Source organism: Ruegeria arenilitoris, assembly GCF_013031355.1.
Lineage (GTDB): Bacteria > Pseudomonadota > Alphaproteobacteria > Rhodobacterales > Rhodobacteraceae > Ruegeria > Ruegeria arenilitoris_C.
The window spans coordinates 263,459-290,242 of the sequence record NZ_WPZO01000005.1 but is presented as its reverse complement, the minus strand read 5'-3'; the positions used below and the strand labels follow the sequence as shown (position 1 = coordinate 290,242).

At 58.9% G+C, this 26,784-nt stretch carries 20 protein-coding genes; 12 read left to right on the top strand and 8 right to left on the bottom strand.

Annotation, left to right across the window (positions count from 1 at the left end):
• Window position 1 precedes the first annotated feature (1 nt).
• The 12 genes from GOX63_RS14255 to GOX63_RS14200 all read left to right on the top strand — a co-directional run bounded on the left by GOX63_RS14255 (window position 2) and on the right by GOX63_RS14200 (window position 16,545).
• Window positions 2–2,011: a dynamin family protein gene (locus tag GOX63_RS14255; RefSeq protein WP_170326523.1), complete on the top strand. Its 2,010-nt coding sequence runs from the start codon at window positions 2–4 to the stop codon at window positions 2,009–2,011.
• A gap of 8 nt (window positions 2,012–2,019) precedes the next feature.
• Window positions 2,020–3,753, top strand: a complete 1,734-nt coding sequence (locus GOX63_RS14250; RefSeq protein WP_170326524.1) for a dynamin family protein — start codon at window positions 2,020–2,022, stop codon at window positions 3,751–3,753.
• Window positions 3,754–3,775: 22 nt separating this feature from the next.
• A complete protein-coding gene (locus GOX63_RS14245) occupies window positions 3,776–4,177 on the top strand; it encodes a hypothetical protein (protein ID WP_170326525.1) in 402 nt (133 codons plus the stop codon).
• Between the two features lie 24 nt (window positions 4,178–4,201).
• The gene (locus GOX63_RS14240; RefSeq protein WP_170326526.1) at window positions 4,202–5,077 is read left to right on the top strand and encodes a hypothetical protein; all 876 of its coding nucleotides are present in this window, start codon (window positions 4,202–4,204) and stop codon (window positions 5,075–5,077) included.
• A gap of 67 nt (window positions 5,078–5,144) precedes the next feature.
• Window positions 5,145–7,187, top strand: coding sequence for a dynamin family protein (locus tag GOX63_RS14235; RefSeq protein ID WP_170326527.1), 2,043 nt, complete (start codon window positions 5,145–5,147; stop codon window positions 7,185–7,187).
• On the top strand, window positions 7,184–8,470 hold the full coding sequence (locus GOX63_RS14230) for a dynamin family protein (protein WP_170326528.1): 1,287 nt from the start codon (window positions 7,184–7,186) through the stop codon (window positions 8,468–8,470). The genes GOX63_RS14235 and GOX63_RS14230 overlap by 4 nt, the downstream gene beginning before the upstream one ends.
• A 340-nt stretch (window positions 8,471–8,810) precedes the next feature.
• On the top strand, window positions 8,811–10,937 hold the full coding sequence (locus GOX63_RS14225) for a serine/threonine-protein kinase (protein WP_170546131.1): 2,127 nt from the start codon (window positions 8,811–8,813) through the stop codon (window positions 10,935–10,937).
• A gap of 179 nt (window positions 10,938–11,116) precedes the next feature.
• Window positions 11,117–12,166, top strand: coding sequence for an FHA domain-containing protein (locus GOX63_RS14220; protein ID WP_367647205.1), 1,050 nt, complete (start codon window positions 11,117–11,119; stop codon window positions 12,164–12,166).
• Window positions 12,167–12,169: 3 nt separating this feature from the next.
• The gene (locus GOX63_RS14215; protein ID WP_170546128.1) at window positions 12,170–12,955 is read left to right on the top strand and encodes a PP2C family protein-serine/threonine phosphatase; all 786 of its coding nucleotides are present in this window, start codon (window positions 12,170–12,172) and stop codon (window positions 12,953–12,955) included.
• 22 nt (window positions 12,956–12,977) lie between these two features.
• Entirely contained in the window at window positions 12,978–14,240 is a 1,263-nt protein-coding gene (locus tag GOX63_RS14210; RefSeq protein ID WP_170326531.1) for a transporter substrate-binding domain-containing protein, read from the top strand.
• Window positions 14,241–14,284: 44 nt separating this feature from the next.
• On the top strand, window positions 14,285–15,394 hold the full coding sequence (locus GOX63_RS14205; RefSeq protein WP_170326532.1) for a LysM peptidoglycan-binding domain-containing protein: 1,110 nt from the start codon (window positions 14,285–14,287) through the stop codon (window positions 15,392–15,394).
• Window positions 15,395–15,435: 41 nt separating this feature from the next.
• Window positions 15,436–16,545 (top strand): transporter substrate-binding domain-containing protein, encoded by a 1,110-nt coding sequence (locus tag GOX63_RS14200; protein WP_170326533.1) that lies wholly within the window; start codon window positions 15,436–15,438, stop codon window positions 16,543–16,545.
• A 269-nt stretch (window positions 16,546–16,814) separates the two neighbouring features.
• On the opposite strand, the gene GOX63_RS14195 is transcribed toward GOX63_RS14200, so the two are convergent.
• The 8 genes from GOX63_RS14195 to GOX63_RS14160 all read right to left on the bottom strand — a co-directional run bounded on the left by GOX63_RS14195 (window position 16,815) and on the right by GOX63_RS14160 (window position 26,669).
• Window positions 16,815–19,028 carry an NADP-dependent isocitrate dehydrogenase gene (locus tag GOX63_RS14195; protein ID WP_170326534.1) on the bottom strand — a complete coding sequence of 738 codons (2,214 nt, stop codon included), beginning with the start codon at window positions 19,026–19,028 and terminating at the stop codon, window positions 16,815–16,817.
• A 237-nt stretch (window positions 19,029–19,265) separates the two neighbouring features.
• Complete coding sequence (locus GOX63_RS14190; RefSeq protein ID WP_170326535.1) at window positions 19,266–20,396, bottom strand: tetratricopeptide repeat protein; 1,131 nt, start codon at window positions 20,394–20,396, stop codon at window positions 19,266–19,268.
• A 99-nt stretch (window positions 20,397–20,495) separates the two neighbouring features.
• Window positions 20,496–21,521 carry a trans-3-hydroxy-L-proline dehydratase gene (locus GOX63_RS14185; protein WP_170546125.1) on the bottom strand — a complete coding sequence of 342 codons (1,026 nt, stop codon included), beginning with the start codon at window positions 21,519–21,521 and terminating at the stop codon, window positions 20,496–20,498.
• Window positions 21,522–21,530: 9 nt separating this feature from the next.
• The gene (locus GOX63_RS14180) at window positions 21,531–22,769 is read right to left on the bottom strand and encodes an NAD(P)/FAD-dependent oxidoreductase (RefSeq protein WP_170546122.1); all 1,239 of its coding nucleotides are present in this window, start codon (window positions 22,767–22,769) and stop codon (window positions 21,531–21,533) included.
• Window positions 22,766–23,698, bottom strand: coding sequence for a proline racemase family protein (locus GOX63_RS14175; RefSeq protein ID WP_170326538.1), 933 nt, complete (start codon window positions 23,696–23,698; stop codon window positions 22,766–22,768). Before GOX63_RS14175 ends, GOX63_RS14180 begins: the two co-directional genes overlap by 4 nt.
• On the bottom strand, window positions 23,689–24,648 hold the full coding sequence (locus GOX63_RS14170; protein ID WP_170326539.1) for a dihydrodipicolinate synthase family protein: 960 nt from the start codon (window positions 24,646–24,648) through the stop codon (window positions 23,689–23,691). Before GOX63_RS14170 ends, GOX63_RS14175 begins: the two co-directional genes overlap by 10 nt.
• Before the next feature lie 159 nt (window positions 24,649–24,807).
• Window positions 24,808–25,866 (bottom strand): ABC transporter ATP-binding protein, encoded by a 1,059-nt coding sequence (locus GOX63_RS14165; protein WP_170326540.1) that lies wholly within the window; start codon window positions 25,864–25,866, stop codon window positions 24,808–24,810.
• A complete protein-coding gene (locus GOX63_RS14160) occupies window positions 25,863–26,669 on the bottom strand; it encodes an IclR family transcriptional regulator (protein WP_170326541.1) in 807 nt (268 codons plus the stop codon). Before GOX63_RS14160 ends, GOX63_RS14165 begins: the two co-directional genes overlap by 4 nt.
• Between the last annotated feature and the right edge of the window lie 115 nt (window positions 26,670–26,784).

The window sequence follows — 26,784 nt, the reverse complement described above, 5'->3', positions numbered from 1 at the left end:
AATGGCCCGTAACGATCACCTTCTGTCCGTGGGAAACGAAGCGCTGACGCCGATGACCTCGGCGATGACGGCGCTGACGACGCAGATCGACCAGCTGACAGAGGTGGCGGACGCGCGATCTTCGGCGCGGCTTGCGACGCTCAAGACTCGGATGGAGAATTTCACGGCCAGTGTGACGTTGGTCGGGCAGGTCAAGGCTGGCAAATCCTCGATCGTAAACATTCTGGCCGGGCGCCCTGCCCTGTTGCCCTCGGATGTGAACCCGTGGACCTCGGTGGTGACCACGCTGAATATCAACACCCGCACCGAAGGCGACAAGAAGGCCAAATTCACCTTCTTTGAGCAAGAAGAGTGGGACAACCTGATGGTCGGAGGCGGCCGCTTGGGCGAACTGGCCAACCGGGCCGGCGCCGATGACGAGATGGAAGATATCCGCCGCCAGATCGGCGAGATGAAGGCTAAGTCCGAAGCGCGTCTGGGCCAGCATTTCGACCTGATTCTGGGGCAAAGCCACCAGTATGACTATTTCGACGACGAACTGATCCAGCGCTATGTCTGCCTGGGTGACGAAGACGACCCGGATATCAACCCGAAGACCGGGCGTTTTGCCGATGTCACCAAGTCGGCGGAATTGTACATGGACATTCCGCAATATCCGATCTCGCTGAAGCTGTGCGACACGCCCGGCGTGAACGATACCTTCATGGTGCGCGAGCAGATCACCCTGCGCAGCCTGCGTGGATCCGAGGTTTGTGTTGTGGTGCTGGCCGCCAGCCAGGCCCTGACCACGATGGACATGGCGCTGATGCGGATCATCGCGCAGTTCGAAAACCGCCAGATTATCCTGTTCGTGAACCGGATCGACGAACTGTCCGACCCGGTCAATCAGGTCCCCGAGATCCGCGACCGGATTCAGGAAACGCTGAAGCAGAACAGTATCGACACCAACACCAGCGTTGTGTTCGGCAGCGCGATCTGGGCCGAGGCTGCCCTGACCGGCAACCCGGATATCCTGTCGGAAGAATCGCGCGAAGCTCTCAACACCTTCTACCTGGCTGCAGGATTTGGAGATCAGGCCCCCTCGCTTGATAAAATCTGGGCGCTGTCCGGCCTGCCGGACCTTTTGCTGGCCATGAACGAGCGCATCGCCGAAGGTGCGGGCAACCGTCTGTTGGATCGTGTGCGCCACCGGGCGCGCAACATCGCCAGTCAAATTCGCGCTACCGCCGTGGCAAAAAACCTGTCCGAAGGGCAAGGGGTCGTTCGCGATCTGGACGGCGTAGCACCCGAGGAAGCCATCGCCAAAGTTGCTGCAGAATACGAGAAAAAGGCCGCCGAACTGACGACCTCATTGCGCGACAAGGTGCTCGAGCGCCTGAAGTCGGCTGAAGAGAACTTTGTCAAACGCGCCACGGATTCCTTGATTTCGCATCTGGAACAGAATGGCGAGCAAGGCACTTGGCAATATGACCCGGCTGGTCTACGCACCCTGCAAAAGGCCGCCTATTTCAGCTTTTCCCGCGCCATGCGCAAAGACGCCGGGGCGCTTTACAGTGCCGCAGCGGCGGATGTCGAGGCGCTGTATCAAAAGCTGCTGGGCAACCATCTGGGTGAGTTCAGCATCGAGGCGCCCATCGTGCCCCGCGTGCCGCCGCCATTGGGTATTGGCCGTACGATCGCGCTGGATTTGCAAAGCACATGGTGGCGCCGCTGGTGGCAACGCCGCAAAGGGTTCGAAGCCTACGCCGCTGACTACACGCGCCTGATCGCGTCCGAGGCGAACTCGATCACCAAAGACCTTGAGGAAAACCAGATCGCGGCCGTTCTGGAAAATGTGCGGGCCGGCTTGTCCGACTTCCTGCGCGAGCAGAAAGAGACCCTGCTGAACATTTCGGCCTCGGCCGAGCAGGATCCGAACCAGGCGGCCCTGATGGCGGGCATGACCCCCAAGAAATCGCGCGACGATATCCTGGGTGACATCCTGAAAGATCTTAGTAACGAGGCAGCATAAGTAGCGACATGGCAAAAGATACACAAACCCGCTTCGTCTCTCCTAAGGCTTGGGAACGCATCGAGCAGTGGTCCCGGCGCAAACCAATCTTTGCGCTGATGGGAGAATTCAGCGCCGGGAAATCGACACTGATGAACTTCCTGTTGCGCTCGCAAGCGCTGCCGACACAGGTCACTGCCACCCAGCTGCCGCCGGTCTGGTTCAGCTGGGGCAAGAAGTCGGCCTATGTGCAACGTCACGATGGAACCCGCGAGAACATCACTCTGGATCAGCTGGAATCTGTCGGTGTCAACGACGTCCAGTTTGTGCGCATCTTCCTTGAGGCCGATATTCTGGAAGCTGTGGACCTGATCGACACACCCGGCATCTCTGACCCGAAGATTTCAAACGACGTGTGGCGCCGTGCGGTTGGGCAGGCCAATGGGGTCTTGTGGTGCACCCATGCAACACAGGCATGGCGCGAAACCGAACGGGCCACTTGGGTGTCTCTGCCGGAACGGCTTCAGCATAACTCTCTGCTGCTGGTAACCCGTGCCGATGTGCTGGGCCCGAAAGACCGCCAAAAGGTTCTGCGCCGGGTCAACCGCGAAGCGGGTCACCTGTTCAATCGCTCGATCCTGTTCTCGGCCCGTGACGCGATCATTGCCCGGGACAAAAGTGGCGATGCCGAACAGTGGGCACGCAGTGGCGGCGGCAAGATGGTCGATAGCTTCCTGCAGATCACTGAACAGATCATGGACGACCGCGCCGACATGCTGACGCGCTATCAGATTGACAACAGCTTGGCCGGGGACGCACCCATACAACCGATCCGTCCGAAGCGGATGGTGGAAAAGGCCGAAGAACCCGCCCCGTTGAAGCTGGTGAACCCCGTTCCCGCGGCCACCAAGGAAGATGAAGTTGTCACCAGCTTCCCCGTCCGCCCGGCCCGTGTAGAGCGCCGCACCGAGGATACCGGCCGCGAAGAACGTATTGACGCGGCTGAGGCCGAGCGTCTGCGCGCCGAGATGGGAACCGAAACACCGGTGTCCGAGCCACAAACGGAAACCGAAGGCGACGATCTGCGTGCCTTTTTCCGGGAAACGGAAAGCAACAGCCTGAATCTGGCGGAATACACGGAATTACTGGCAGATGACGACCAGTTCGATCTGCTGGATGAAAGTGAGCTGGACGAAGAGGATGACAACATCCTGGCAGCTGGCGAACAGGTGGAAACACCAGACGAGCCCGCTCGTGACTCATCGGATCCATTCCTGGAAACGCTGGAAGGCAAGCTGGCGGACACGCCCGAACAGGATCAGGTATCGGTCGAAGACCCCAAGGAAGAAGGCGCTGAAATTTCTGTGTCGTCAATCGCTGCCTTGCTGGCCGAACAGTCGAATGGCGCCGAAGAAGAATACGAACCGGAGCCCGAATCCAGCGGCCTTGTGAACATGCAGGTCGTGTCCCTGTCAAATGGTGCCGCTACCGAGGAGTCCGCCCCGTCGGACGACAAGGATGAAGAAGAAGGCTTGCTGACTGTTTCGGAAAGCGCACCCCTGAGCGCGGCATCCATGTGGCGCGACGTTACCGCGGATGAGGATTTGCCGAACGATGTTGAAGGCATGAAAAAGGTGTTCGGGGCGTTTCTCGAGGAGTTCGACCAGATCGCGGCCGAGCATTTCGCGCGCCACGCAAAGGGCGCGGTTCGCCCTGTTCCGAACGCAACAGAAAACGGCGGGGCAGAGTTCCGTGTTTTATAACCAGAATCTCAGGTAGCAAGCGATGACGATCGAAGCCGCACTGAACACCGCAATGGAAACCATACCCGACTGTATTGCAGCCGGGTATGTCGATATGGAAACCGGGATGTTGCTTGGGACCAACACCCTGGATTCAGACAGCGCGGACGTCCTGGACACTCTTGCCCTTGCCGTGGCTAACCTGTTTCAGGGGCGCGGGGTCAATGCCTTTGAGGACTTGCTGCGTGCGGCTGGGGCTGAAGAAGCCGACAACCCGGGGTTCGGGGAAATCGCGGTGTTTTCGAATGATCGGCTAAATATTTTTCTGCGGACCCGGGAATATCCCGATCATGTGGTCTGCTACATCTGTCGCGGCAGCGCCAATGTCGGGTTGGCGTTGACAAAATCGCATCTCAGCCTGGGGCCCGTTGCGGCCGCAGTCTAGACCGGACCAAAGGGGGGTCACGGCATGATGGATACGGACATTCTCGAGATGCTCGACGACATTGGGCGCTCGTCTGTGGCACGCCTGAACCCGGCGGTCACTGTTCCGGGGGAAACGGCCCGGATTCGGCGCGAAAAGGTGCTGCGGACCATTCGCGGCACCATTCTGCCGCGCCGGCTGGAATTCACTGCCGCCAATGGCGATTGCCTTGCAATCGAGGTCAACAGTTCCCGGATCACGGATGTGTTCCGGGTCCAATCCGGCATCGCCCCGGATTTCGAAACCGAATCCCGTGAGGACCTGGCCAATAAGCTGGCGCAACTGGTGACCGACATTGCGGCGGCCCCCGCTCCGTTGGAACTGATTTCGCTGCAGCCTGACACCGCGCTTGAGGCCGACGATGTGGGCATCACCTTCAGCGAGATCGAAAGCGCCTGCGAGAAAATCGAACTGCCTGCCGAGCCTGTGATTGCCATCGTCCCGGATGAGCCCGAGCCTGAAGACACTGCACCCACTGTGGAAGCAGCAACAGAAGACACCACCGGCTCTTTGGCCCAACGGTTCTATGAGGGTTCGGAACGATTTGCCCAAGGCCGTGTTCTGGCCCAAGGCGATGACGGGGTGACATTGCGTATGGACGGGGCATGTGACGAAGGGGCGGCTCTGCACCCCGATTCCGATCTGCTAGCCCGTTTCGCCCGCGATCTTGCCGGTTGGGATGGCGACACGGCCTCAGCGATGGATCACCCGCAGCTGATTGTCATGCGCCCCTCGGGCGGCAAAGGGGCCGGGCTAGCCATCATGAATGATGGTGAGCGTTTTGCAATCTCTGTCCACGAGGCACGCAAACTGGGTGCTGTTATCAATCTGTGGGCCAGTCTGAAAAGGCCGGCCGGATGATTGCGCCCCTTTCGTTCAATTTTTCGATGAATTCGATCCGTGATTACAAGTTACCAGGGTAAGGTTTATGAGTGAAAATAATCGTCGCGAGTTAATCCGTATTGCCGAAGACATGAACGGCACCTCGAATGATGAGACCCGCCAGTTCATCTCTCGCATTGTCAGCGATCTAGCAAACCTGAAGCCTTCGATCGCCTTTGTTGGGCAGATCAAGGCAGGCAAATCTCGTTTGATCAACGGCTTCACCGGTCAGGCCGAATACCTGCCGTCGGACGTGAATCCCTGGACGACGGTGATCACCGACATGCATTTCGGCCACCCTTCGGGGCGGACCGCCGGTGCCGAGTTCCATTTCTTCGACAACCGCCAGTGGCAGGCTCTGATCGCCGAAGGCGAAGAGTTGCGCAACATGTTCCCTGATGACGAGGACAGCTATAAGCGCGAGATGATCGAAGAGCAGGTCGAGGCTATGAAGACCCGCGCCAAGCTGCGGCTGGGCGAAAGCTACAAGCACCTGCTGGGCCAGCATCACGACCTTGACGAACTGACTTCGGACGATCTGGCGCGCTATGTATGTGCCGGGGATGATCCCACCGAAGCAGGGGAACACGATCCGGGCTCGGATCGTGGTCTCTACAGCGACATCACCCGTAAGGCCGAGGTCTATTTCGACATCGGCCATTTCCCGTTCCCGCTGACGGTGACGGACACGCCCGGCGTAAACGACCCGCTTTTGATCCGTGAAGAAATCTCGCGCCAGTACCTCAAGGAATCCGATTTCTTTGTGGTGGTTCTGTCGGCGCATCAGGCCCTGTCTCGGGCCGATCTGAAACTGTTCCGCCTGATGCAAGCACTGGAGCTGGGCCAAATTGTGGTCTTCATCAACCGCGTCGATGAGTTGGGCGGCGGCCCCGAAGATGCCGCCAAGGTCCGGACCGATGTCATGGAAGGCTTGGAAAAGGCCCTTGGGAATTCGGACATCGACGTGCTGATGGGCAGCGCACAATGGGCGCATTACGCCCTGACCGGTGATGAGACCGGCATCAACCATGACGAGGTTCTGGCCTGGTTGCGGGCGCATCCGGCACAGATGAAACAATATCTGGACGGTGTGGAAGAGATCAAACAGGGGCCCGGCCCGATCAGCCGCGAAGGCGTTCTGCGTTTTGCCGCGATGATCGCCTCAGGTCTGCCAGACCTGCGCCGCCATGTCACCGGTGCCCTGACCGAGGGTCCGCGCAACGAACAGCTACGGATGGCATGGCAACACCTCAACACCTTCGCGCAAGGCGAGGTCGAGCGCAGCAGGGCACATCTGCGCGCCATTGAAGACGAAACGACTCCCACCGCCGAAAACGGGGGTGAAAACGACAAGACTCTGGCGGAATTGCGTACACTCGTCGCTGAAAAGACGGCCGGGATCATCCATGACATGGATGACGTTCTGGCCAATCTGCGCGGCGTCATGGACGACACCGTAGCCGAGGCGGTATCGGTCGTGGTGCGGGGTCCGAACGGGGATTCTCCGTTGCTGGCCAAGGGCGGTGACACCGAGCTGAACTTCACCCCCTTGCGGGATCGGATGCGTGAACTTGTGCAGGGGGCCACGCAGGTCGTGCGCCAACGGATGCTGAGCGAGTTGTATACGATCGACATGCAAAGCAATGCAGCTCTGCGCGCCCTGCCCGGCTGGCAGGACCCGACGGACAACCGGATGAACACCAGTGCCGTTCGGTGGTTCCGCCCCGACACCACCGCGCTGACCCGTGGCATTACGGTCGAGCTGCGGGTCAATTGGCTGTCGCGTCTGATTTCGCGCAAGAGTGTTGTGGCCCGGGCCGAACGCATGATTGTGCAGGAATTCGAGATGATCGGCGATGATCTGGTGGACACCGCGCGCAGCGATTTGCTGGAACGTCTGAACACGGTTCTGGATCACTATCTGGCCTTGCTGGCCGGGCATCTAGAACATCGCGCCGGAAGCGGCGAAACCAATGAGCGGGCCCAGGCGCAAGCAGCCTTTGACCACGCCCAGCATATCGCCGAAGAACTGGGCGCCGTCTTTGGCGCGGATGACATCGACAAGAGATTAGCAGAGGCTGCGGAATGATCGAATTTCCCGGAACCGAACAGGAAGTAAAACAACTTGAACGCTTTCTGACCGCGACCGAAAACCTGCCGACCGACACGGCGCTGGACGAGATGCGCGAACGCGCACTTGCCCATGCCGGGCGGCTGTCGAACGCGGTCAATATCGGTTTCGCCGGGGAATTCGGGGCTGGCAAATCCAGCCTCGCCAACATGCTGGCAGGGGCAGACATTCTGCCCACCGGACCGCAGCACCTGAAACTGCCACTGGTGATCGTCGCCTATTCCGACACACCGGAAACCACCGTCGGCTGGTGGGACAAAGAGCCCAAAACCTATTCCGGCATCGCATTGGAAAAAGCAGCCGAGGACGCGCCCGATTTCATCTCAGTCGGGCTAAACACCCCTGCCTTGCAAGAAATCTCGCTGTTTGACCTGCCCGGAACCGGCGCGTTGGACGATACGTATAAAGAAACACTCGATCTGCTGAAGTTCGTGGATTGCGCCATCTGGTGCACCAATGGCACCAACGCATGGCGCGAAACTGAACGACATCTCTGGTCACAAGTCCCGCAGGAGCTGCGCGCCAACAGCCTGTTGGCGGTCACCCATGCCGATCTGCCGCCGGTCCGCGATGCGCTGGACCGGGTTGTGTCCCGGCTCAACAAGGAAAAGGGCGATCTGTTCCGCTCGGTCGTGCCGATCGGTACTCCGGTGGCCGTGCGCGCTATGGCGCAAGAGCCCGAACCTGATTTCGCCCTCTGGGAAAACTGCGGCGGTCAGAATCTGGCTGAACAGGTACTACAGATCGCATCCGACCGTCGTCTGGCCGATCTCGAGTCCGCGCGCGCCGATCTGAAACAGGACTTTCTGCCCTTTCTGGAGACACTGACCGGCCCCGAGACCGAGACGCAGCAACCTGATGCCGTGTCCGTACATGCCGCATTGGAATCTGCCCTGCCCCCTCTGGAAAATCCGATCCTCGAGGACTGGTTGGCCGCAATTGCCAGTATCTACGCGGATCTGCGCGAATCGTCCAATATCGAGCCTTCCGCCTTCTTGCACTCGTGTCAGGAAATCGTCGAGGATTTCGCCGAGCGCCTTGAGCAAGGCGGAGAAATCGACCCCAAGGCTGATTGGATACCGGGCGAGTTCGAAAAGGCCACGGACCTGTTGTTGTTGCTGCAATTCGAAAGCGGTGACGCCCCTCTGAAGGATGCGATCAGCATCCTCGCGCAGCTCAGTGACAACCTGGCTTGGGCGGGCAGCCGAGTGGATTCGGTACAGCCGAAAACCGGAACCTGACAATTTCTCGTTAAGATTGCGCCATGGCGCAGCGATTCGAGACCCGTGGAATCGGGTCTCGAGCGCATCGACTCCGTTGACCAAGCGGAGACAAAGAGTCGGTCCGTCTGTATTTTGTGCAAGACAGTTTTCAATATTTAGATGCCGAAATGCCATCAGTTACAATATGTAGTGTTTCCCAAAAAACGATCCATAGTGAAGCCATGAGGCGGCCCCAATAAAGTCAAATTTGAAACGTCTAACCGTCTCAAGTGTCCTGCGGTTGTGTTTGGTTGTGAGTTCGCGGGCGATTTAGCCCAGTTAAGAAAACCGCAAAACGATTAGTAACGGGCGGAATGAAATGAGCCACAACCAGGCGGTCGGTGCATCGCACGACGAACCGAAAATCGAAGGACTTCAACCCGGCGCAAAGCTGTTGCACGGGCAGTATGAAATCCTGCGTTACCTCAGCAATGGCGGCTTCGGGATCACCTATCTGGCCCGCAACAGTCTGGACCGCGAGGTAGTAATCAAAGAGTGCTTCCCGGGTGCGCTATGCCACCGTAACGGTGACTTGGTTGAAGCAACCGATCCAGACCACAAGAACGATCTGCGCGCGATCATCGACTTGTTCATTCAAGAGGCGCGCAACCACGCGCGTCTGGTCCATCCCAATATCGTCGACGTCCATCAGGTGTTCGAAGACAACGACACAGCCTATATCGCGATGGACTTCATCAAGGGCTGCGATCTTCTGGATTATGTCGAGAATGCCGACAACAAAACCGGCTCGGATTTCATCGTTCAGGTCACCGAGAAGATGCTGTCGGCGGTGTCGTTCATCCACCAGAGTGGCATGTTGCACCGGGACATCTCACCCGACAACATCCTGATCAATGAAAACGGTGAGCCGGTTCTGATCGACTTTGGCGCCGCGCGCGAACAGGCCGCGAACCAATCCGCTGCGTTGTTGACCCTGCGGGTGATCAAGGACGGTTACTCGCCCCATGAATTCTATGTGCGCGGAGCCGATCAAGGCCCCAGCAGCGACCTCTATGTGCTGGCCGCCACGTTGTATCACGCCATCAGCGGCGAGCGCCCGATTGACGGCCAGACCCGTCTGAACGCCTTCAACAACAGTCAGGAAGACCCCTACACCCCGCTGGCCGGACGGTTCAAAGGCTATCCCGAAGGGTTCCTTGAGGCGATCGACAAGGCGATGGAGGTGCACGTCACCGACCGTTTGCAAACCGCGCTGGACTGGCTGCGCATGTTCCGCGGCCCGGACGTCATGTTCGATACGTTCGACTACCGCCCGGTCTCGGTCATCGTGGGCATGGACCGCAAGGATGAAGAGGCCGAAAAGGCCCGGATCAAAGCCGAAAGCGAAAATGCCGAAGCTGTGGTCACTGCCCTGCTGGCCGGAAATGCCGATCTTGCCCTGGGCAATGAAGACAAAGACGAAAATGAACTCGCCAAGTTCACACCCAAAGAAGAAGCCGCCGTCGCGGTTGATACCGTTGTCAAAAGCGGATCGGGCGGCAGTGGCAAACTGATTGCCGGTGCAGCTGTCGTCGCGGTTGGTCTGGCAGCGGGCGGGTATTTCCTGATGTCCGGTGACAAATCCGAACCGGCAAAGGACGTCGCGGTTGCATCAGCTCCTGCGGCTCAGGAAACAGAAGAACAGGTGGCAGTAACGCAAGAACCTGTCGAGCAGGTCGCCACCACAGAAACCGCGTCGGAACAGGTTGAGCCGGCCCCGGTTGCGGCAGAACCAACACAGGCACCTGTCGAGCAGACACAGGCACAATCGGCTGAACCAGAAGAGGCCCAGCCGGCAGAGACCGTTACAACTGAACCTGCCCCGGCCGTTTCAGCATCCCCGGCAGAAACACAGGTTGCCTTCTCGCATTGGGATGTCGAAATTCCGTTCCAGACGTCCAGACGTCGCGCATCGACCGGCAGCATCATCGCCGTGACCGGTGTTGATCCTTCGCGGGACATGTCGGTGATCGGTGACTGGGTCAAACGTGGTGACGCGATTTATACCCTGAACGGGAACCCCATCCGTGAAAACACAAGCTTTGCCGCGCAGGTTCTGGACGATCTGTCAATTGATCCCGATGGCTATATCCGCGTGACGGCCCGTTACCGTCCGCTGGGCAAAACCCTTGCTGTGAACGGGTTGCTGGCCTTGCCTGCCTTCCGCGCCATCGGGCTGGAAAACGGCTACGGCTTTACCGTTCGCAACGAGGATGGTCAGAACTGGACAACTGTTGTCACCACTGTGCCTGCGGATGCTGCCGGTGATTTGCAACGGGGCGATGTTCTGGTCTCGGAAGCGCAGACCGGGTTGGCCATCGACGGGCAGGTAAGCCTGGATGCCATGCTGGACGGGTTGGTTGCAGAAAAACAGTCGCAGGCCCGACTGACCGTGTTGCGCGATGGTGCCCAGACGGACGCCGTGATGCAGTTGGCGCAGGAGTAATCTGACCGGTCGCAAGTGATCTGCCGCGTTGTGAAAGCTGAGGGTGGCGCCCGGAAATCCGCCACCCTGACGGGGACCGGCCCGTCGCGGCAGAGAAAATTTGGTTTGGTTTCCGGATCAAAAGTGCCGTTGTGCCGATGCGCGCAGAGGCGAGTAGCAGCCCGCAGGACGCAGGTTCTGTGAAAGAAAGCAAAGGTATCGACATCATGTTCAAATACAAAAGCCCTCTTAGCCGGCTGCTTGAAGGTGCCGGAAAAGCCAAGGAACCCGAAGCCGAAACCGAGGTGGAAGAGACCGCCACGCCAGAGGCTGAAGCGCCTCAGCCGATTGCAGATTTCAATGCGCTTCGCGCTGCATTGGGCGGTGGCAACATGTCCTCGGAAAGCTACGAGGACAGCGATGACCTGATCCCCGAAGAAGAGATGCCCGAGTTTTCGGAAGAAGCGACCGACGACGCTGAAGACGAGGTCATCGTGGCCGCGGTCGTCGCGGAAACCCAGGACAATATTTTCGAGGCGCCCGAAGCACCCGAAGCACCCGAAGAGCTATCCGAAGCGGAAGAGCCGGTTGTAACCCTGCACATCGCCACCGAGGAAGACGTTGCCGCGGAACAGCCCGCTCAGGAGGAGTCGGTTGCCGAAGTGGTCGTCGAAACCGTTGAGCTGACTCAGCCCGAACCTGCGGCACAACCCGAACCTGTGGCGCAGGCCGAGCCCGCGCCAGAAGCTCAGCCGGAACCGCAACAGCCGATCGCAGCGCCTGCGGCGGATGACCGTCGTGGCCGCGTCAAGACCACCTTCCTAGGTTTCGAACGTGCAGACACCCATGTTCAGGACCTAATGGAAACCTCGGAACCGGTTGCCAAGACCGAAGCCGCGCAAGAGACCTTCCCGGTTGGCTGGCTGGTTGTCACCTCTGGCCCGGGTCGGGGTTCATGCATTACGCTGACAGAAGGCCTGATGCAGATTGGCCGCAACGATGATCAGGCCATTCAGCTGGACTTTGGCGACACCGGTATCTCGCGCAGCAACCATGCGGTGATTGCCTATGACCCCGAAGATCGCAAATGCTATCTGGGTCATGGCGGCAAGGCCAATCTGGTCCGCCTGAACGGCAAGCCGGTTCTCAGCACCGTCGCACTGTCCAGCGGCGACCTGATCCGCATCAGCGAAACCTCGATCCGCTTTGCCGCCTTCTGCGATGACGGCTTTGACTGGCGGGATGCCTGATAGATGCTGGCGCAACCGGCATATGATATTGCGCTGATCCTTGATCAGGGTCAGCGCGAGACGCAGGAAGACGCGATTGCCGCGCGCACATTCGATGCAGCGGATGCAGGCTATGTCGTAATTGCGGACGGTATGGGTGGTCACGCCGCGGGCGAGGTTGCCTCGGAACTCGTTGTTGCAGCCTGGCGCGAGTCCCTAGACGCCGAGCTTGGGAATACCCCGCTATCAGAAGCGGCAGTGGCCGACGCGCTGCCACTGGCAGCCATGCAAGCCAACGCCTTGATCGCGGCCCATTGCGAGGACAAAGGCGACAAGTTCAACATGGGGTCGACCCTGCTGGGACTTCTGTTGGTTGGTCACCGCGCATCCTGGATCTCGATCGGTGACAGCCCCTTATACCTGTTCCGCGACGGAGTTCTGCACCAGATCAACGAAGATCACTCGATGGCGCCGGTAATCGACGCGCAGGTGACCGAAGGCAAACTGACCGAGGCCGAAGCACAGGCGCATCCCGACCGAAACCAGCTGACTTCAGTCATCATGGGGGCTGCAATCCCCAAGGTCGATTGCCCCGAAACGCCGCTGGAACTGACCGCATCGGACGTTCTGATCTTGGGCAGTGACGGGCTGCAATACCTCAGTGACGCCGAAATTCAGTCCATTGTCCAAAGCAATTCGAACGCCTGGGCACAGGATATCGCCGACGCGCTGTGGCAGGCCCTTCGGGCCAAAGGCGATCCGGATCAGGACAATGCCTCGATCGGCGTTGTGAAACTTACAAAAAACTAACCAAGGCAAAGCTACAGGACCCATGAAACCTCATCTGTTCATCTCCAGCCTGGCACTAGCTGCCGCGGCCGGTACCGCCTCGGCGCAAGAGGCGTGCTCGACCTACGAAATCCAACGCGGCGACAGCCTGCGCGAATTGACGATCGAAGTGTATTCGACCGAGGATTTCCGTATCATCTTTGACGCCAACCGCGACGTGATCGGCAATAACCCGAACATCATCCGCGTGGGCGACGTCCTGACCCTGCCCTGTCTTGAGGATATCGGGCGGGCCCCGACTGCACCGCAGACCGAAGCCGAAGCGATGGCCGCTGAAATGGCGGCGGAACTGGTAAAGGCCGCCGAAAAGCGGGCCGCCAAGGCAATCGCCGATGCCGAAGCCCGTGTTGCCGAGGCCGAAGCCGAAGCCAAAAAGGCCAGCGAAGAAGCCGTGATCGCGGCCAAAGCCGAGGCCAAAAAAGAGATCGAAGCCGCCCGTGCCGAGGGTGCCGCGCTGATCCGCAACGCGGATGAGGGTGAGCGTCCGGAAATTCGGGACCGCCAACTGCTGCTGATCACCGGTGGCGACTATGCACCTTTCACCGACGAGGCCCTGCCCAATCGTGGCCTTTACACCAATCTGGTGGAAACCGCGATGCTGCGTGCCGCGCCCGAGCAAAGCTACAAAATCCAGTTCGTCAACGATTGGTCCTCGCATCTGGACCTGTTGATGCCGACTCTGGCCTTTGACGCCACATTCCCCTGGTCGCGCCCGAATTGCGAAGAGGCCGCAACACTGTCCGACAAGGACCGCGCGCGGTGTGAAACCTATAACTTCTCGAACCCGTTCTACGAGGTTGTGGATACATTCTTTGCCCGTGAAGGCTCGGGCTATGAACAGACCCTGACCTATGCCGATTTCGCAGGCACCACGATCTGCCGCCCCGAGGGCTGGTCGCTGTCGCATATGGACGCGGTGGGCCTTTACGAGCCCGCGATCACTCTGATGCGCCCCGTCTCGCCGGATGACTGCTTTCACGCGGTCATGGAAGGCACGGCCGATATCGTAGCAATCGAAGCCCATCTGGCCGTCGAGGCAATCGGGCGGCTGGGATACGAACACCGCATCATCGAAAACCCCAACCTCGCGGCGATCAAATCGCTTAACGTCATGACCCACAAAGATAATCCGGATGGTGAAGCGATCCTTGAGACGCTGAACCAAGGTCTGGCGATCATGCAGCAATCCGGAGAATGGCGGGACATCGTCTCGACCGCACTACGCCACCAAATGGAAAACGGCTGAAACAACAAATAGCCCTCTCAAATACGATCTGGAGAAACTACCGAATGCCCCAACTACCGCTCCATAACGTTGCGATGACCTCTGCTGCAGTCATCGCGCTAAGCGCCGGAGCCGCTGCCGCCCAGCAAGCATGTGCGAACTATACCGTGCAAGATGGTGACACCATGGCCACCATCGCCATTGCTGCCTACGGCACATCGAACTACCAGCCTATTTTCAACGCGAACCGGGAGAATATCTCCAATCCGAACGCGCTGACACCCGGGCTTTCTCTTGTGCTTCCCTGTTTGGACGGAAGCCTGCCAAACGGCCAGAGTGCGCGCGATATCATCGCAGCACAGCAAGCACGGTATGCAAACACGTCGGCGAACAGTGCGTTCAAGCAGCCGATCAAGCTGGTGACCGGCAACGGATGGGCCCCCTTCGCGGACGAAACTCTGAATGGGGGCGGCTTCATCACCCGTTTGGGGACAACAACCCTACAACGGGCCGGGAACAACGAGGAATACTCGATCAGTTTCGTGGACGACTGGAACTCGCACATCGAAACACTACTGCCCTTGGGCGCGTTCGACATTTCGATGGCCTGGAACATCCCGGACTGCACCAACAGAAGCTATGAATGGTCTTGGGAAACCGAGGTCCGCTGCACCCAGTTCCACGCATCGGCACCGGTCTATGACATCGTTTTCGGGTTCTACAGCCTTCCCGAAAGCACATATGCAAGCGCAACCAGCTTCGACGATCTGCACGGTGCCACAATCTGCCGTATGGAAGGCTGGCCCCTGCACGATCTTGAACAAGAAGGCCTGCTGCGCGGCGAGACAATGACCGTATTGCAACCCGCCACTGCGCGGGAGTGCCTCGACGCGGTCATTACCGGTACGGCCGACCTTGCCACGTTCGAAGTGCAGCTGTTCGCGGACGCCATGAGCCAAATGGGCTTGGACACAAACGACATCGTCGAGAACCCCTATGTCTCAACGCTGTCCGCACTTCGGTTCATTACTCACCGGTCCAATCCTCAGGGGAAGAAATACCTTGCCCTGATGAACAAGGGCCTAAACGAAATGCGTGAAACCGGGGAGTGGTACGCCATCATCTCGGACACCCTGAATGAGCACAACGAAAGACTGCTAGAAGCGATCAACTAGGGTCTCATTTTCAACATTCCAACCGACGGGAGGAAGAATAAATGCTGAAGGAAAAACTAAATATCAAGGTGATGACGGCCACGGCCGTCCTCACACTCACCGCAGGCGCAGCCGCAGCGCAGGAAGCCTGTACAAACTATACTGTCGAAGATGGCGACACGATGGCCACCATCGCGATCGCGGCTTATGGCACGTCGAACTATCAGCCGATCTTCAACGCGAACCGCAACGTCATCACCAACCCAAACGATCTGGCGCCCGGCCTTGTACTGGCCCTGCCTTGTGAAGATGGTAGCCTCCCGAATGGTCAGTCCGCGCAGGAAATTATCGCGGCCGAGGAAGCACGAGCAGCCAGCGTCAAGCGGTCGAGCGTTTACGAGCCGCCGATTAAACTGGTGACCGGCAATGGCTGGGCGCCGTTTGCCGATGAATCGCTGAATGGCGGCGGCGCGATCACCCGTCTGGGGACCACGGCGCTACAGCGTGGCGGCAACGCGCGCGACTATTCGATCAGCTTCGTGGACGACTGGAACTCGCACCTGGAAACACTACTGCCTTTGGGCGCGTTTGACGTGTCGATGGCGTGGAATATGCCGGACTGCACCAACCGCACCTATGAGTGGTCTTGGGAAACAGAAGTGCGTTGCACCCAATTCGACGCATCCGTACCCGTCTATGATATCGTTGTCGGTTTCTACACCCTGCCAGAAAGCGACTACGCAAACGCCACCACGTTCACTCAATTGGAAGGCGCAACAATCTGCCGTATGGATGGATGGTTCATCCACGACCTTGAACAAGAAGGTCTGCACAACGGCGAAACCATGACCCTGATGCAGCCGATCACTGCACGTGAGTGCCTTGACGCTGTTCTGACCGGCACCGCTGACGTTGCAACCTTCGAGGTTCAGCTGTTCTCGGACACCATGGTGGAAATGGGCCTCACCTCGAACGATCTGGTGGAAAACCCGTTCGTGACTTCGCTGTCCTCACTGCGTTTCATCAGCCACCGCAGCAATCCGTTCGGAAAACAATATCTGGCGATGCTGAACAAAGGCCTGAACGAGATGCGTGAATCCGGCGAATGGTACGCCATCGTTTCGGACACGCTGCGTGAGCACAATGAAAAACTGATGGCAGCGTCGAACTGATCCCACGGTTCAACTAACTACCAAGGGGCTGGTCTCAGGACCGGCCCCTTTTTTGTCCGGGGCCTTCCGGTTCAACGCCCTGGCCAAGGCGCCTACGGGAAACCCCCAATACCCAGCCGCGCTGGAAGTGATATTCTGCAGACAACTAACCGGTGAGGCTATGCCTCTCCACTCACTCAAAAAGGGGCTGACTTTGGGGGTCAGCCCCTTTTTTTCAACGCTCTGATTTGAAAAGTAAAAGCCACGCCCAAAGGCGTGGCCCTACATGATCATCCGATGATCGCGTTCAGAGTCGCACTGGGGCGCATCACTGCAGCGGTCTTGGCGGGATCGGTGTGATAGTACCCGCCCAGATCGGCAGGCGCGCCTTGTGCGGCCGCCAGTTCACCCAGGATCTGTTCTTCCTTGTCGGCCAGTTCCTTGACGATGGGCGCGAACTCAGCCGCCAGTTCCGCATCGTCGGATTGCGCGGCCAAAGCCTCCGCCCAGTAGCGTGCAAACCAGTAGTGGCTGTCGCGGTTGTCGGGCTGGCCGACTTTACGGCTGGGCGACTTGTTGTTGTCCAGAATGCCCTGCGTCGCTGCCTCGGCCGCGGCACCCAGAACGCCCGCTTTTGCATTGCCCTTGCTGTCGGCAAGGAAGTTCAGCGATTCACCCAGTGCACAGAACTCACCCATCGAGTCCCAACGCAGGTGGTTTTCTTCGACAAGCTGCTGCACGTGCTTCGGCGCCGAGCCGCCGGCACCGGTTTCAAACAGACCGCCGCCATTCATCAGCTTGACGATGGACAGCATCTTGGCAGAGGTGCCCAGTTCCAGGATCGGGAAAAGGTCGGTCAGATAATCCCGCAGTACGTTGCCGGTGATCGCGATCGAGTCATTGCCTGCCGTGATGGTTTCCAGCGATTGACGGGTTGCTTCACGCGGCGCCATGATCTGGAACTTGTCGGCCACGCCAGCGGCCTCGAGCGCCGGTTTGACGTATTTGATCAGCTCAGCATCGTGGGCGCGGTTTGCGTCCAGCCAGAAGATCGCCTCGGACCCGGTCAGGCGCTGACGGTCCATCGCCAGTTGAATCCAGTTCTCGATCGGCGCTTTCTTGACAGTGCAGGACCGCCAGATGTCGCCCTTTTCGACCGCGTGCTCATGCAGCGTTTCGCCATTGGCCAGAACGATGCGGATGGTGCCATCTGCAGGGGCCTGGAATGTGGTCGGGTGCGAGCCGTATTCCTCGGCCTTCTGCGCCATCAGGCCAACGTTGGCCACGGCACCGGCAGTGGCCGGGTTCAGAGCGCCATTGGCTTTGAAGAAGTTGATCGCTTCGTCATAGACCGGCGCATAGCAGCGATCGGGGATCACACAGTTGGTGTCGCCCTTGGCACCGGTTTCATCCCAGCCCTTGCCACCTGCGCGGATCACGGCAGGCATCGAGGCGTCGATGATCACGTCCGACGGCACGTGCAGGTTGGTGATGCCCTTGTCGCTGTCGACCATGTACATCGACGGACGGTCGCCTTTCAGCGCGTCGATGGCGGCCACGATCTCGGCATTGTCCTTGACGCGATCCAGCAGGTCACCCAGGCCCGAGTTCGGGTTCACACCCAGCGCGTCCAGTTCGGCACCGAATTTCTCGAACACCGGGGCCAGCCAGGCTTTGACCGCATAGCCAAAGATGATCGGGTCGGACACTTTCATCATGGTCGCTTTCATGTGAAGCGAGAACATGGTGCCGTCTTTCTTCGTGTCTTCGATGGCGTCCGCCAGGAACGCAGACAGAGCTTTGACAGACATGAAAGTCGCGTCCGCCACGGTGCCTTCGTCCAGCGTCCAACCGTCTTTCAGAACGGTCACGCTGCCGTCTTTGCCGACAAACTCGATCTTTGCATCACCGGCCTGCGCTGCAGTGATGGTGGTCGATTTTTCGTTTGCGTAGAAATCGTTATCCGACATCGACGACACTTTGGTTTTGCTGTCTGCGGACCACTCGCCCATCGAATGCGGGTTGTTCTGAGCGTAGTTTTTAACGGCCTTTGCCGCACGGCGGTCACTGTTGCCTTCGCGCAGAACCGGGTTCACGGCCGAGCCTTTGATGGCATCGTAACGCGCGCGGATCGCCTTTTCTGCGTCGTTCGCGGGCTCTTCGGGGTAGTTCGGGATATCGTAGCCTTGCGCCTGCAGCTCTTCGATCGCAGCAACCAGCTGTGGGACCGACGCCGAGATGTTCGGCAGCTTGATCACGTTGGCCTCGGGCGTTTTCACCAGCTCACCCAGCGCGGCCAGATCGTCGGTGATGCGCTGTGCATCGGTCAGGTTTTCCGGAAAGGTCGCCAGAATACGGCCCGCCAGCGAAATATCCTTGGTTCCAACGCTGACACCCGCGGCTCCGGCGAACTTGCGAATGATGGGCAGGAACGACGCGCTGGCCAGCTCGGGCGCTTCGTCTACAATGGTATACAATATATCGAAGTTCGATTTTTCTGCCATATTCTTTTACCTTTTTTAAGCCTTTCGGGGCGTGCGATCCAAGAGTGCGCCACGTTTGCGTGGCTACGGATGGGGCGCGAGAATCCTACCGCCCCAATGGTGACTCTGATTTGACAGGGCCTCCCATAAAACAGGTTGCGTTTCGGATCAATCCTCTAGTGGGGGCGCAAATTGACACGGGGTAACAGGTAATATCTGTTTTCCAAGAATTTGGGCGCGGCAGCCCCAGCATGACGGTCAGTCTTTGTTCGCCAAGCCGAAAACACTGAATCCACCCGTATCCTCAACATGGTCCAGATAACGCAGTATGGTGTCTTCAAGGTGCGCGCGTGAACCTGCCTGAGCTTCCTCTGGAACCGGAACACCTGCCTTTTGGACCAGTCCCAAAAAAACCGTGCGACCGTTTTCCCCGGTGTCTCGCAGAAAATCATCTATCTCAGCTTTGGCCAGATCCCTTCGGCCAATCACAGCATAGGTCGTCATACGAATAACCCATCGATCGCTCCGTCCAAAAACTCCCCAACTCAGCGCAGACTGATACAATTGCTCGACTATTGGCTGCCGGAAAAAATATAGTTCCGTAAATTTCCTGACATATTCAATGCCTTTGGCTTCATCCCCGATTTTAAGGTGAATCAATGCAAGCGTAAAAGCTTCATTGGCGGGATCGAGTTTGCGTCTGGCTCGTTGAGACACCGCCGAAACTGCGGCTTCGACATCACCGGTATAGTTAAGGGCCGTAAACAGCTGAATATCAAAAACCCAGTCTGCGTCAGGCCATCGATGACTGGCACGGTCAAGAAATGCAGTTACCTGTGTTAGTCCGCCAGTTTCATAGTGTCGCTCCATCAAATACATGTAAGCGTCTGAATCATTGGGGTCGACATCCAGAACTTTTTCACTCGCCCTGATGGCAGCTTGAATGTCGCCACGGCTGTTTTCAATTCTGGCTACGTTAAGCAGACTGACTTTGTTTTCGAAGTCAAGTGACAGTGCTTTGGCATTGTCTTGTTCAGCGCGCTCCAAATCACCCATTTTAATGAAAGCAAGAGCCCTACCCGCGAGGGCTGGAACAGAGTCCGGCTGGATCTCAAGAGCTTCGGTAAGATCCTGAGTTGCCGCTGTATACTGCTCGACAACGAAGCTCGCCGCTCCTCGAAAGAACAAAGCATCAAACCGGTCGTCCTCTGAAAGACCATCCATTTTCAGCAGCTGCGAACAAGCTTCGTAAGCTTCCGAAGGAGCCTCGTTGACTGTCTGACAATCATCCATAAGCGCTTGCACTTTGGTTGACTCTTCGGCCCCTGCGCTAAGCGCGAAGCCCAAAGAAGCCACTGCCACGACCGCTACGGTAAAACGAAATCTCACTGAACCCCAAAGCCCTTCATATTCAACTTACAGTAGCAATACAGAGGTGGGCACAAAAGCGAGTTTGGTCAAGCAGTTGCTCTAAATCTGAACTGTGGTTCAGACGCCCCACGTGTCGCTCAACCGATACCCGCCGGGCCAGGGGTCATCCGGGTCCAGCATGTGTTGGTGCGTGCCGGTGATCCAGCCTCGGCCGCTGATTTCGGGGATGATGGCCGGTCGGTCGCCGACTTGCGCGTGTTCGACGATCCGTCCGGTAAAGCGCGATCCGATGATCGAGACCGCCTCGAACGTTTGACCGACCGTCATTTGACCCTTTGCGGCCATCAGGGCCATCCGGGCCGAGACTGCCGTGCCGGTGGGGGATCGGTCAACCTTTCCCGGCTGAATGGCGACCGCGGATTTGCCGGTCAGGCCGGTTTCGGTTTTGTCCACCGGCCCGCAAAAGGCGCAGAAGGAGATGTGATCCCAATCCGGGTTCTCGGGGTGGGTAAACCCAAGCTGTTCATTGGCCGCATTGGTGATGGCCACGCCCATACGCGCGATGTCGCGGGCTTCGTTTTCGACGATTTCAAACCCCAGCGCCGCAGCATCGACCACAACGAAGCTGTCCCCGCCATAGGCCGTATCCACGGTCAGGGTGCCGAGGCCCGGGACCTCCAGCGGAATGGATATCTTGTCGACAAAACTGGGCAGGTTTTGCACAAAGATGCGCTCGGCTTTGCCGTTTCGGCATTCGGCCCGGACCTTCACCAACCCGCCCGGGGCCTCAAGCGTCATCAGCGTCTCGGGCTCCTGCATCGGAATGATCCCGCCATCCAGCAGAACCGTAGACACACAGATCGAGTTCGAACCGGACATGGGCGGCGTATCTTCCGGCTCCATGATGATAAAGGCGGCGTCCGCCTCGGGGTGTTTCGGCGGCACCAGCAGGTTGACGTGCCGGAAGACACCGCCGCGAGGTTCGTTCAGCACAAAGTTCCGCAGGGTCTGATCCTGCGCAATGAAGGCACGCTGTTCCCAGATTGTCGCGCCGTGTGGCGGCTGAACACCACCAACGATCACATCACCCACTTCCCCTTCGGCATGAGCCGAGATCACATGAATTGTTTTACTGCTGCGCATGATCTGTCCTTAAAAACGGGAGGCCGAAAATGGCGTCAGTGAAATCTGGGCAGACTGCTCGTCAATCAAAGCGCCAACCAGTTCGGCTGTTCCTGCCGATTGGGTAAGGCCCAGATGGCCGTGGCCGAACGCGTAGATTACGTCCCTTGCGTGCGACGAAGCCCCAATCACCGGCAGGCTGTCGGGCAGCGACGGGCGGAACCCCATCCATTGCGTGCCGCCCTCTGTGTTCAGACCGGGCAGAAACTGCGTCGCCTTTTGCAGCAATGTATCGGCCCGTTTGAAATTCGGGGGGAGATCCAGACCGCCAAGTTCAACCGCGCCACCGATCCGCACCCCACCATTGATCCGGCTGGCCACAAAACCGTGGCCCGAGAACGTCAAATGCATCCGCAGGTCAAACGCGCCCTCGGGGAGGGTCGTGTTATAGCCGCGCTCGGTTTCCAACGGGATGTGATCGCCCAGTGTCCGCGCAAGGTGATGCGACCACGCCCCGGCGCACAGCACGACCTTGTCCGCCTCGAGCTCGCTTTCTGCCAAGGTGATCCTTACGCCGATGTCGGTGGGGGTCAGCGCACGTATCTCCTGATGTTCGATCCGGCCACCACGGTCCCGGAAAACCTGCGCCAAATGTTCGACCCACTTCTTTGGGTCGACAGTGTTGATCCAGTTCGGCGTAAATCCGGCATGGGTGAACCGGGGGCTGAGGCCGGGTTGACGTTCGGCGATCGCCTCACGACTTTCCAGCAATTCGAAGTCTATTCCGTGCTGGCGGCGCAGCTCCCACGTGGGCAGGCTGGCGCGGAACTCGGCCTCGCTTTCATATAGCTGCATCTGCCCGTCGCGCTGCATCATCGCCTCGCCATCCACCGATGTGATCAGCCGGGTCAGAGCTGCACTGGACAAGTCCATCAGGCTGGCTTGGGCGTGCAGGAGTTCCGTGTAACGTCCCGGACGGCTGGCGCGCCAGAACCGATACATCCACGGCGCGATCTTCAACGCATAGGCGGGCTTAATGGACAGCGGCCCCAGCGGATCCAGCAGCCATTTCGGCGCTTTTTTCATGATGCCGGGGGTTGCCAGTGGTTCAACCTCGGGAAAGGCAAAGGCACCCGCATTTCCGGCCGAAGCCTGCGCGGCGACGCCTTCGCGATCCAGCACCAGAACGGAATGACCCCGGCGCTGCAATTCCAGCGCCGTTGTGATGCCGATGATACCGGCGCCAATCACAACGACCTGCTTGGTCATAACTCTATGCCCTCTTTGAATGGATCGGTCGTGTCAAATATCAGAGTTGTCTCGGCCATGATATGCGCCTGCCCGGTGATCGAGGGGATGACCCCTCCGTTCGGCCCCGGTTGATAGGACAGCCGATAGGCGCTGCCGATGACGCTGTGCTGGATGATTTCCTTGCCGGGGGCCAGCGCACCATCTGCGGCTAGACAGGCCAACCGTGCTGAACTGCCGGTGCCACAGGGCGAACGGTCGTAGTTATCGTCCGGGCACAGGACAAAGTTGCGGCTGTGGACGTCTGGATCGGGGGAGGCATCCTGAAAGATCACGTGATCGATTGGCTCGCCCTGCTCGCCGCCAATCCCCTGCGCGATCGAGGCTTTACGGATCGCGACCGTCATATCGGTCAACTGACCGATATTGCCGGCCACAACCGGAATCGGGCTAGGATCGACGATGAAGAACCAGTTGCCGCCATAAGCGACATCCCCGGTCACCGCGCCATAGCCCGGCACATCCAGTGTCACGTCATTGAGGACCCGGCGGCTTTCGATATTCGTGACGGTGACGGTATTGGCATCGTGCAGCTCAACCGTCACGACCCCGGCGGGCGTTTCAATCTTGTGCCTCCCGGTACCGATCCGCCCCAGATGCGCGAGTGTGACCGTCAGACCAATGGTACCGTGGCCGCACATGCCCAACACGGCGTCCACGTCGAAATAGATCACACCTGTCACGCAGGACGGGTCAACCGGTTCGACCAGCAGCGCGCCGACCATGGCGGGCTGACCGCGCGGTTCCAGCATGATCGACCGGTAAAACCCTTCATGCTCGGTCGCCAGCCTGCGGGCGCGCTCGGCCAAAGGGCCAGAGCCCAGATCCGGTGCGCCGTCGAGGATGACCCGCGTTGGCTCACCCCCGGTATGGCTGTCGATCACATGCATTCAGCGATCACTCCGCCCTGTTTTGACCAATCGGCGAACCATGTGCGGAACAGGTCGTATTGCTGTTCGCAATAGTTGCGCTGCGCGTCGGTCAGCTCATCGGTTTCATTGAAGTGCAGACGGTATTCCTGTTCGCCGTTCAGCACCAATAGATGCTTGTAATACAGCACCAGATCGGGGCCTTCGTCAAAGCTGGAAAGCACTTGAATCGCCTCAGTCAGTTCCTGGGCGCGCTGGCGCGCCTCGGCATGGCCTTGCGCTGCCTTTTGCGACAACGTGGCCAGCAACAGGGCCTCGCGCGGCAGGGCCGTGCCAATCCCTGTGATCGAGCCGGTTGCGCCGCAATTGACGAAGCCGTGGTAAACCTCGGTGTCCACGCCGACCATCAGGGTCACCTGATCGTCCTGGCTGGTGATGTTTTCGGCCGCATAACGCAGATCATCCTTGCCGCCGAATTCCTTGAAGCCGATCAGGTTGGAATGCTCGGCCCGCAGGGCAAAGAACAGATCGGCGCGCGTGGCAAAGCCGTAGTAAGGGCTATTGTAGATGATCGCTGGCACATCCGGCGCTGCGGACAGGATCGCCTTGAAATGGTTCTTTTGCGCAGCCGGGGACGTGCCACGCGACAGGACGCGCGGGATCACCATCAGACCGACCGCGCCGACCTTCTGCGCATGTGCTGCGTGGGCAACGGCGGATTTGGTGTTGATGGCCCCGGTGCCAACCACAACGGGCAGTCCCGCTGCGACCAAGCGTTCAACACCTTCCATGCGCTGCTCATCCGTCAACAGCGGCCAATCGCCCATCGATCCGCAATAGACCACAGCCGACATGCCCGCATCGATCATCTGCTTTCCCTTGCGCACCAACGCATCGAAATCTGGTGTGCGATCCGCCTTACAGGGGGTCATGAGCGCAGGCATGGTGCCGGTGAAAACATTGGTCGACATCGGATCTATCCTTTGAAAATGCAGGGTCAGGACGGGCGGAATGGGCCCTTTCAAATTGCCATAACGGATATTGGATACAAAATCCAGAAAAATTGAAGCCAAGAAAAAACGCGCCGGATCGCGGGATCGGCGCGTTTGAATTGGGGCGCTGTGTGATGGTTACCGGAACCGCTGGCCGGTCTCCGGATCGAACAACATTGCCCGCTCCGAGCGAACGACAAGGCCGATTCGATCGCCTTGTTTGCTGCGCTGGTCATCTCGCTCTTCAACGATCAGCTTGTCGCCATTCGGCGTCAGCAGGTATGAATAGCTCACCCCGCCTAGCGCCTCGGTCAGATCAACGGTGCAGGTGTCGCCCGCGCGGTCGATCTCGATGTGCTCCGGGCGGATACCCAGCGTGACTTTGCTCTGCCCTGCCGGCACGTTGGCCGCCACTTCCAATGGTGCGCCAAGCGCCGGATGCGAAACCTTGCCGTCCGCATAGTCGCATTCAAGGAAATTCATCGCCGGAGAGCCGATGAACCCCGCCACGAACCGGTTGTCCGGATCGCGATACAGATCCATCGGCGCGCCGACCTGTTCGATTCGACCATCGCGCAGCACCACGATCTTGTCAGCCATCGTCATCGCCTCGACCTGATCATGGGTCACATAGATCATCGTGGCGCCGATCTCATTGTGCAGACGCGCGATCTCAACCCGCATCTCGACACGCAGTTCTGCGTCGAGATTGGACAGAGGTTCGTCGAACAGAAACACCTCAGGCCCCCTGACAATCGCCCGTCCGATAGCCACACGCTGACGTTGACCACCAGACAGCGCTTTGGGTTTGCGCTTGAGATACTGATCCAGCTTCAGGATATTCGACGCCTGCTGCACCTTCTGGTCGATCTCGGATTTAGCAACTCCGTTCATGCGCAGACCAAAGCCCATGTTTTCAGCCACGCTCATATGCGGGTACAGCGCATAGGTCTGAAAAACCATCGCCACGCCACGCTTGGCCGGGTCCATATGAGTCACGTCACGCGCGCCGATATGAATTTGCCCTTCGGTGGTCTCTTCAAGCCCCGCGATCATCCGCAGCAAGGTAGACTTGCCGCAGCCCGAGGGGCCGACGAAGACGCAGAACTCTCCATCCTCGATTTCCAGATCAATGCCGTGAATTACCTGCGTCTCGCCATACCGCTTGATCGCCTGGTTCAAAGTCACACCCGTCATGTCGCTTGCATCCTGTCTGTTTCGGCGCTTGGGCGGGTCTCAGGGAACCGCCAGGCCTGTGCTTCGGCTCCGATCTGTTCGGCCACGCGGCGAACTCGGGGAACCCAGGTTTCCAATTGTTCGAAATTCATCCGCTCGGTCGATCCGGTCACGGAAATCGCCCCCAGCATCCGCCCGCCCGAGGTCAGGATCGGACAGGCAATGCAGATGATGCCGGGTTCGTGCTCTTCATCGTCGATGGCGTAACCCCGGCTGCGGATCAGTTCGAGGTCGGCCCGCAACGCCGCCTCAGATGTCAGGGTCTTGTCGGTAAACCGGTGATAGCTTTGCTGCGACACGGCGCGGTCCAGCGCGGCCTCATCCAGAAACGCCATCATCGCCTTGCCGACGCCGGTGCAATAGGCCGGGCCAACCTTTCCGGCCTGCGAATACATCTCGATTGGCTGGGCGGCGTTGCGCTTATCGACATACAGCACCTGGCTGGAATCGAGCTGCGCCAGATGCACCGTTTCCCCGGTTTCCCGGCTGAGCGCGTCCAGAAACGGACGCGCAATCGGAGCCAGCGAGCTTTGCGTCCACGCCGCATGGGCCAGCCGCACCAATCGCAATCCCGGTGCGTATGTCTGCCGATCGGGGTCATATGACAGCATCCCCTGATTGGTCAGCGTCTGCAGAAACCGATACAGCGTCGCTTTGGGAAAATCGCTGCTTTCCAGCAATTCGGCGAATCGGACCGGGCGGGCAAAAGCCGCCACCTGATCCAGCACATCACATGCTTTTCCTATTGTTCCGTCACCAGCCACGGGCGCCTGTTCTCCTCCCTTTAACCCATCGCCATTGCAACGAGGGTCTTGACAAGACTAACCGAGTCGATGTGTAGTTTTCAATATGTAAAACACGGTTTCATTATTTGGAACT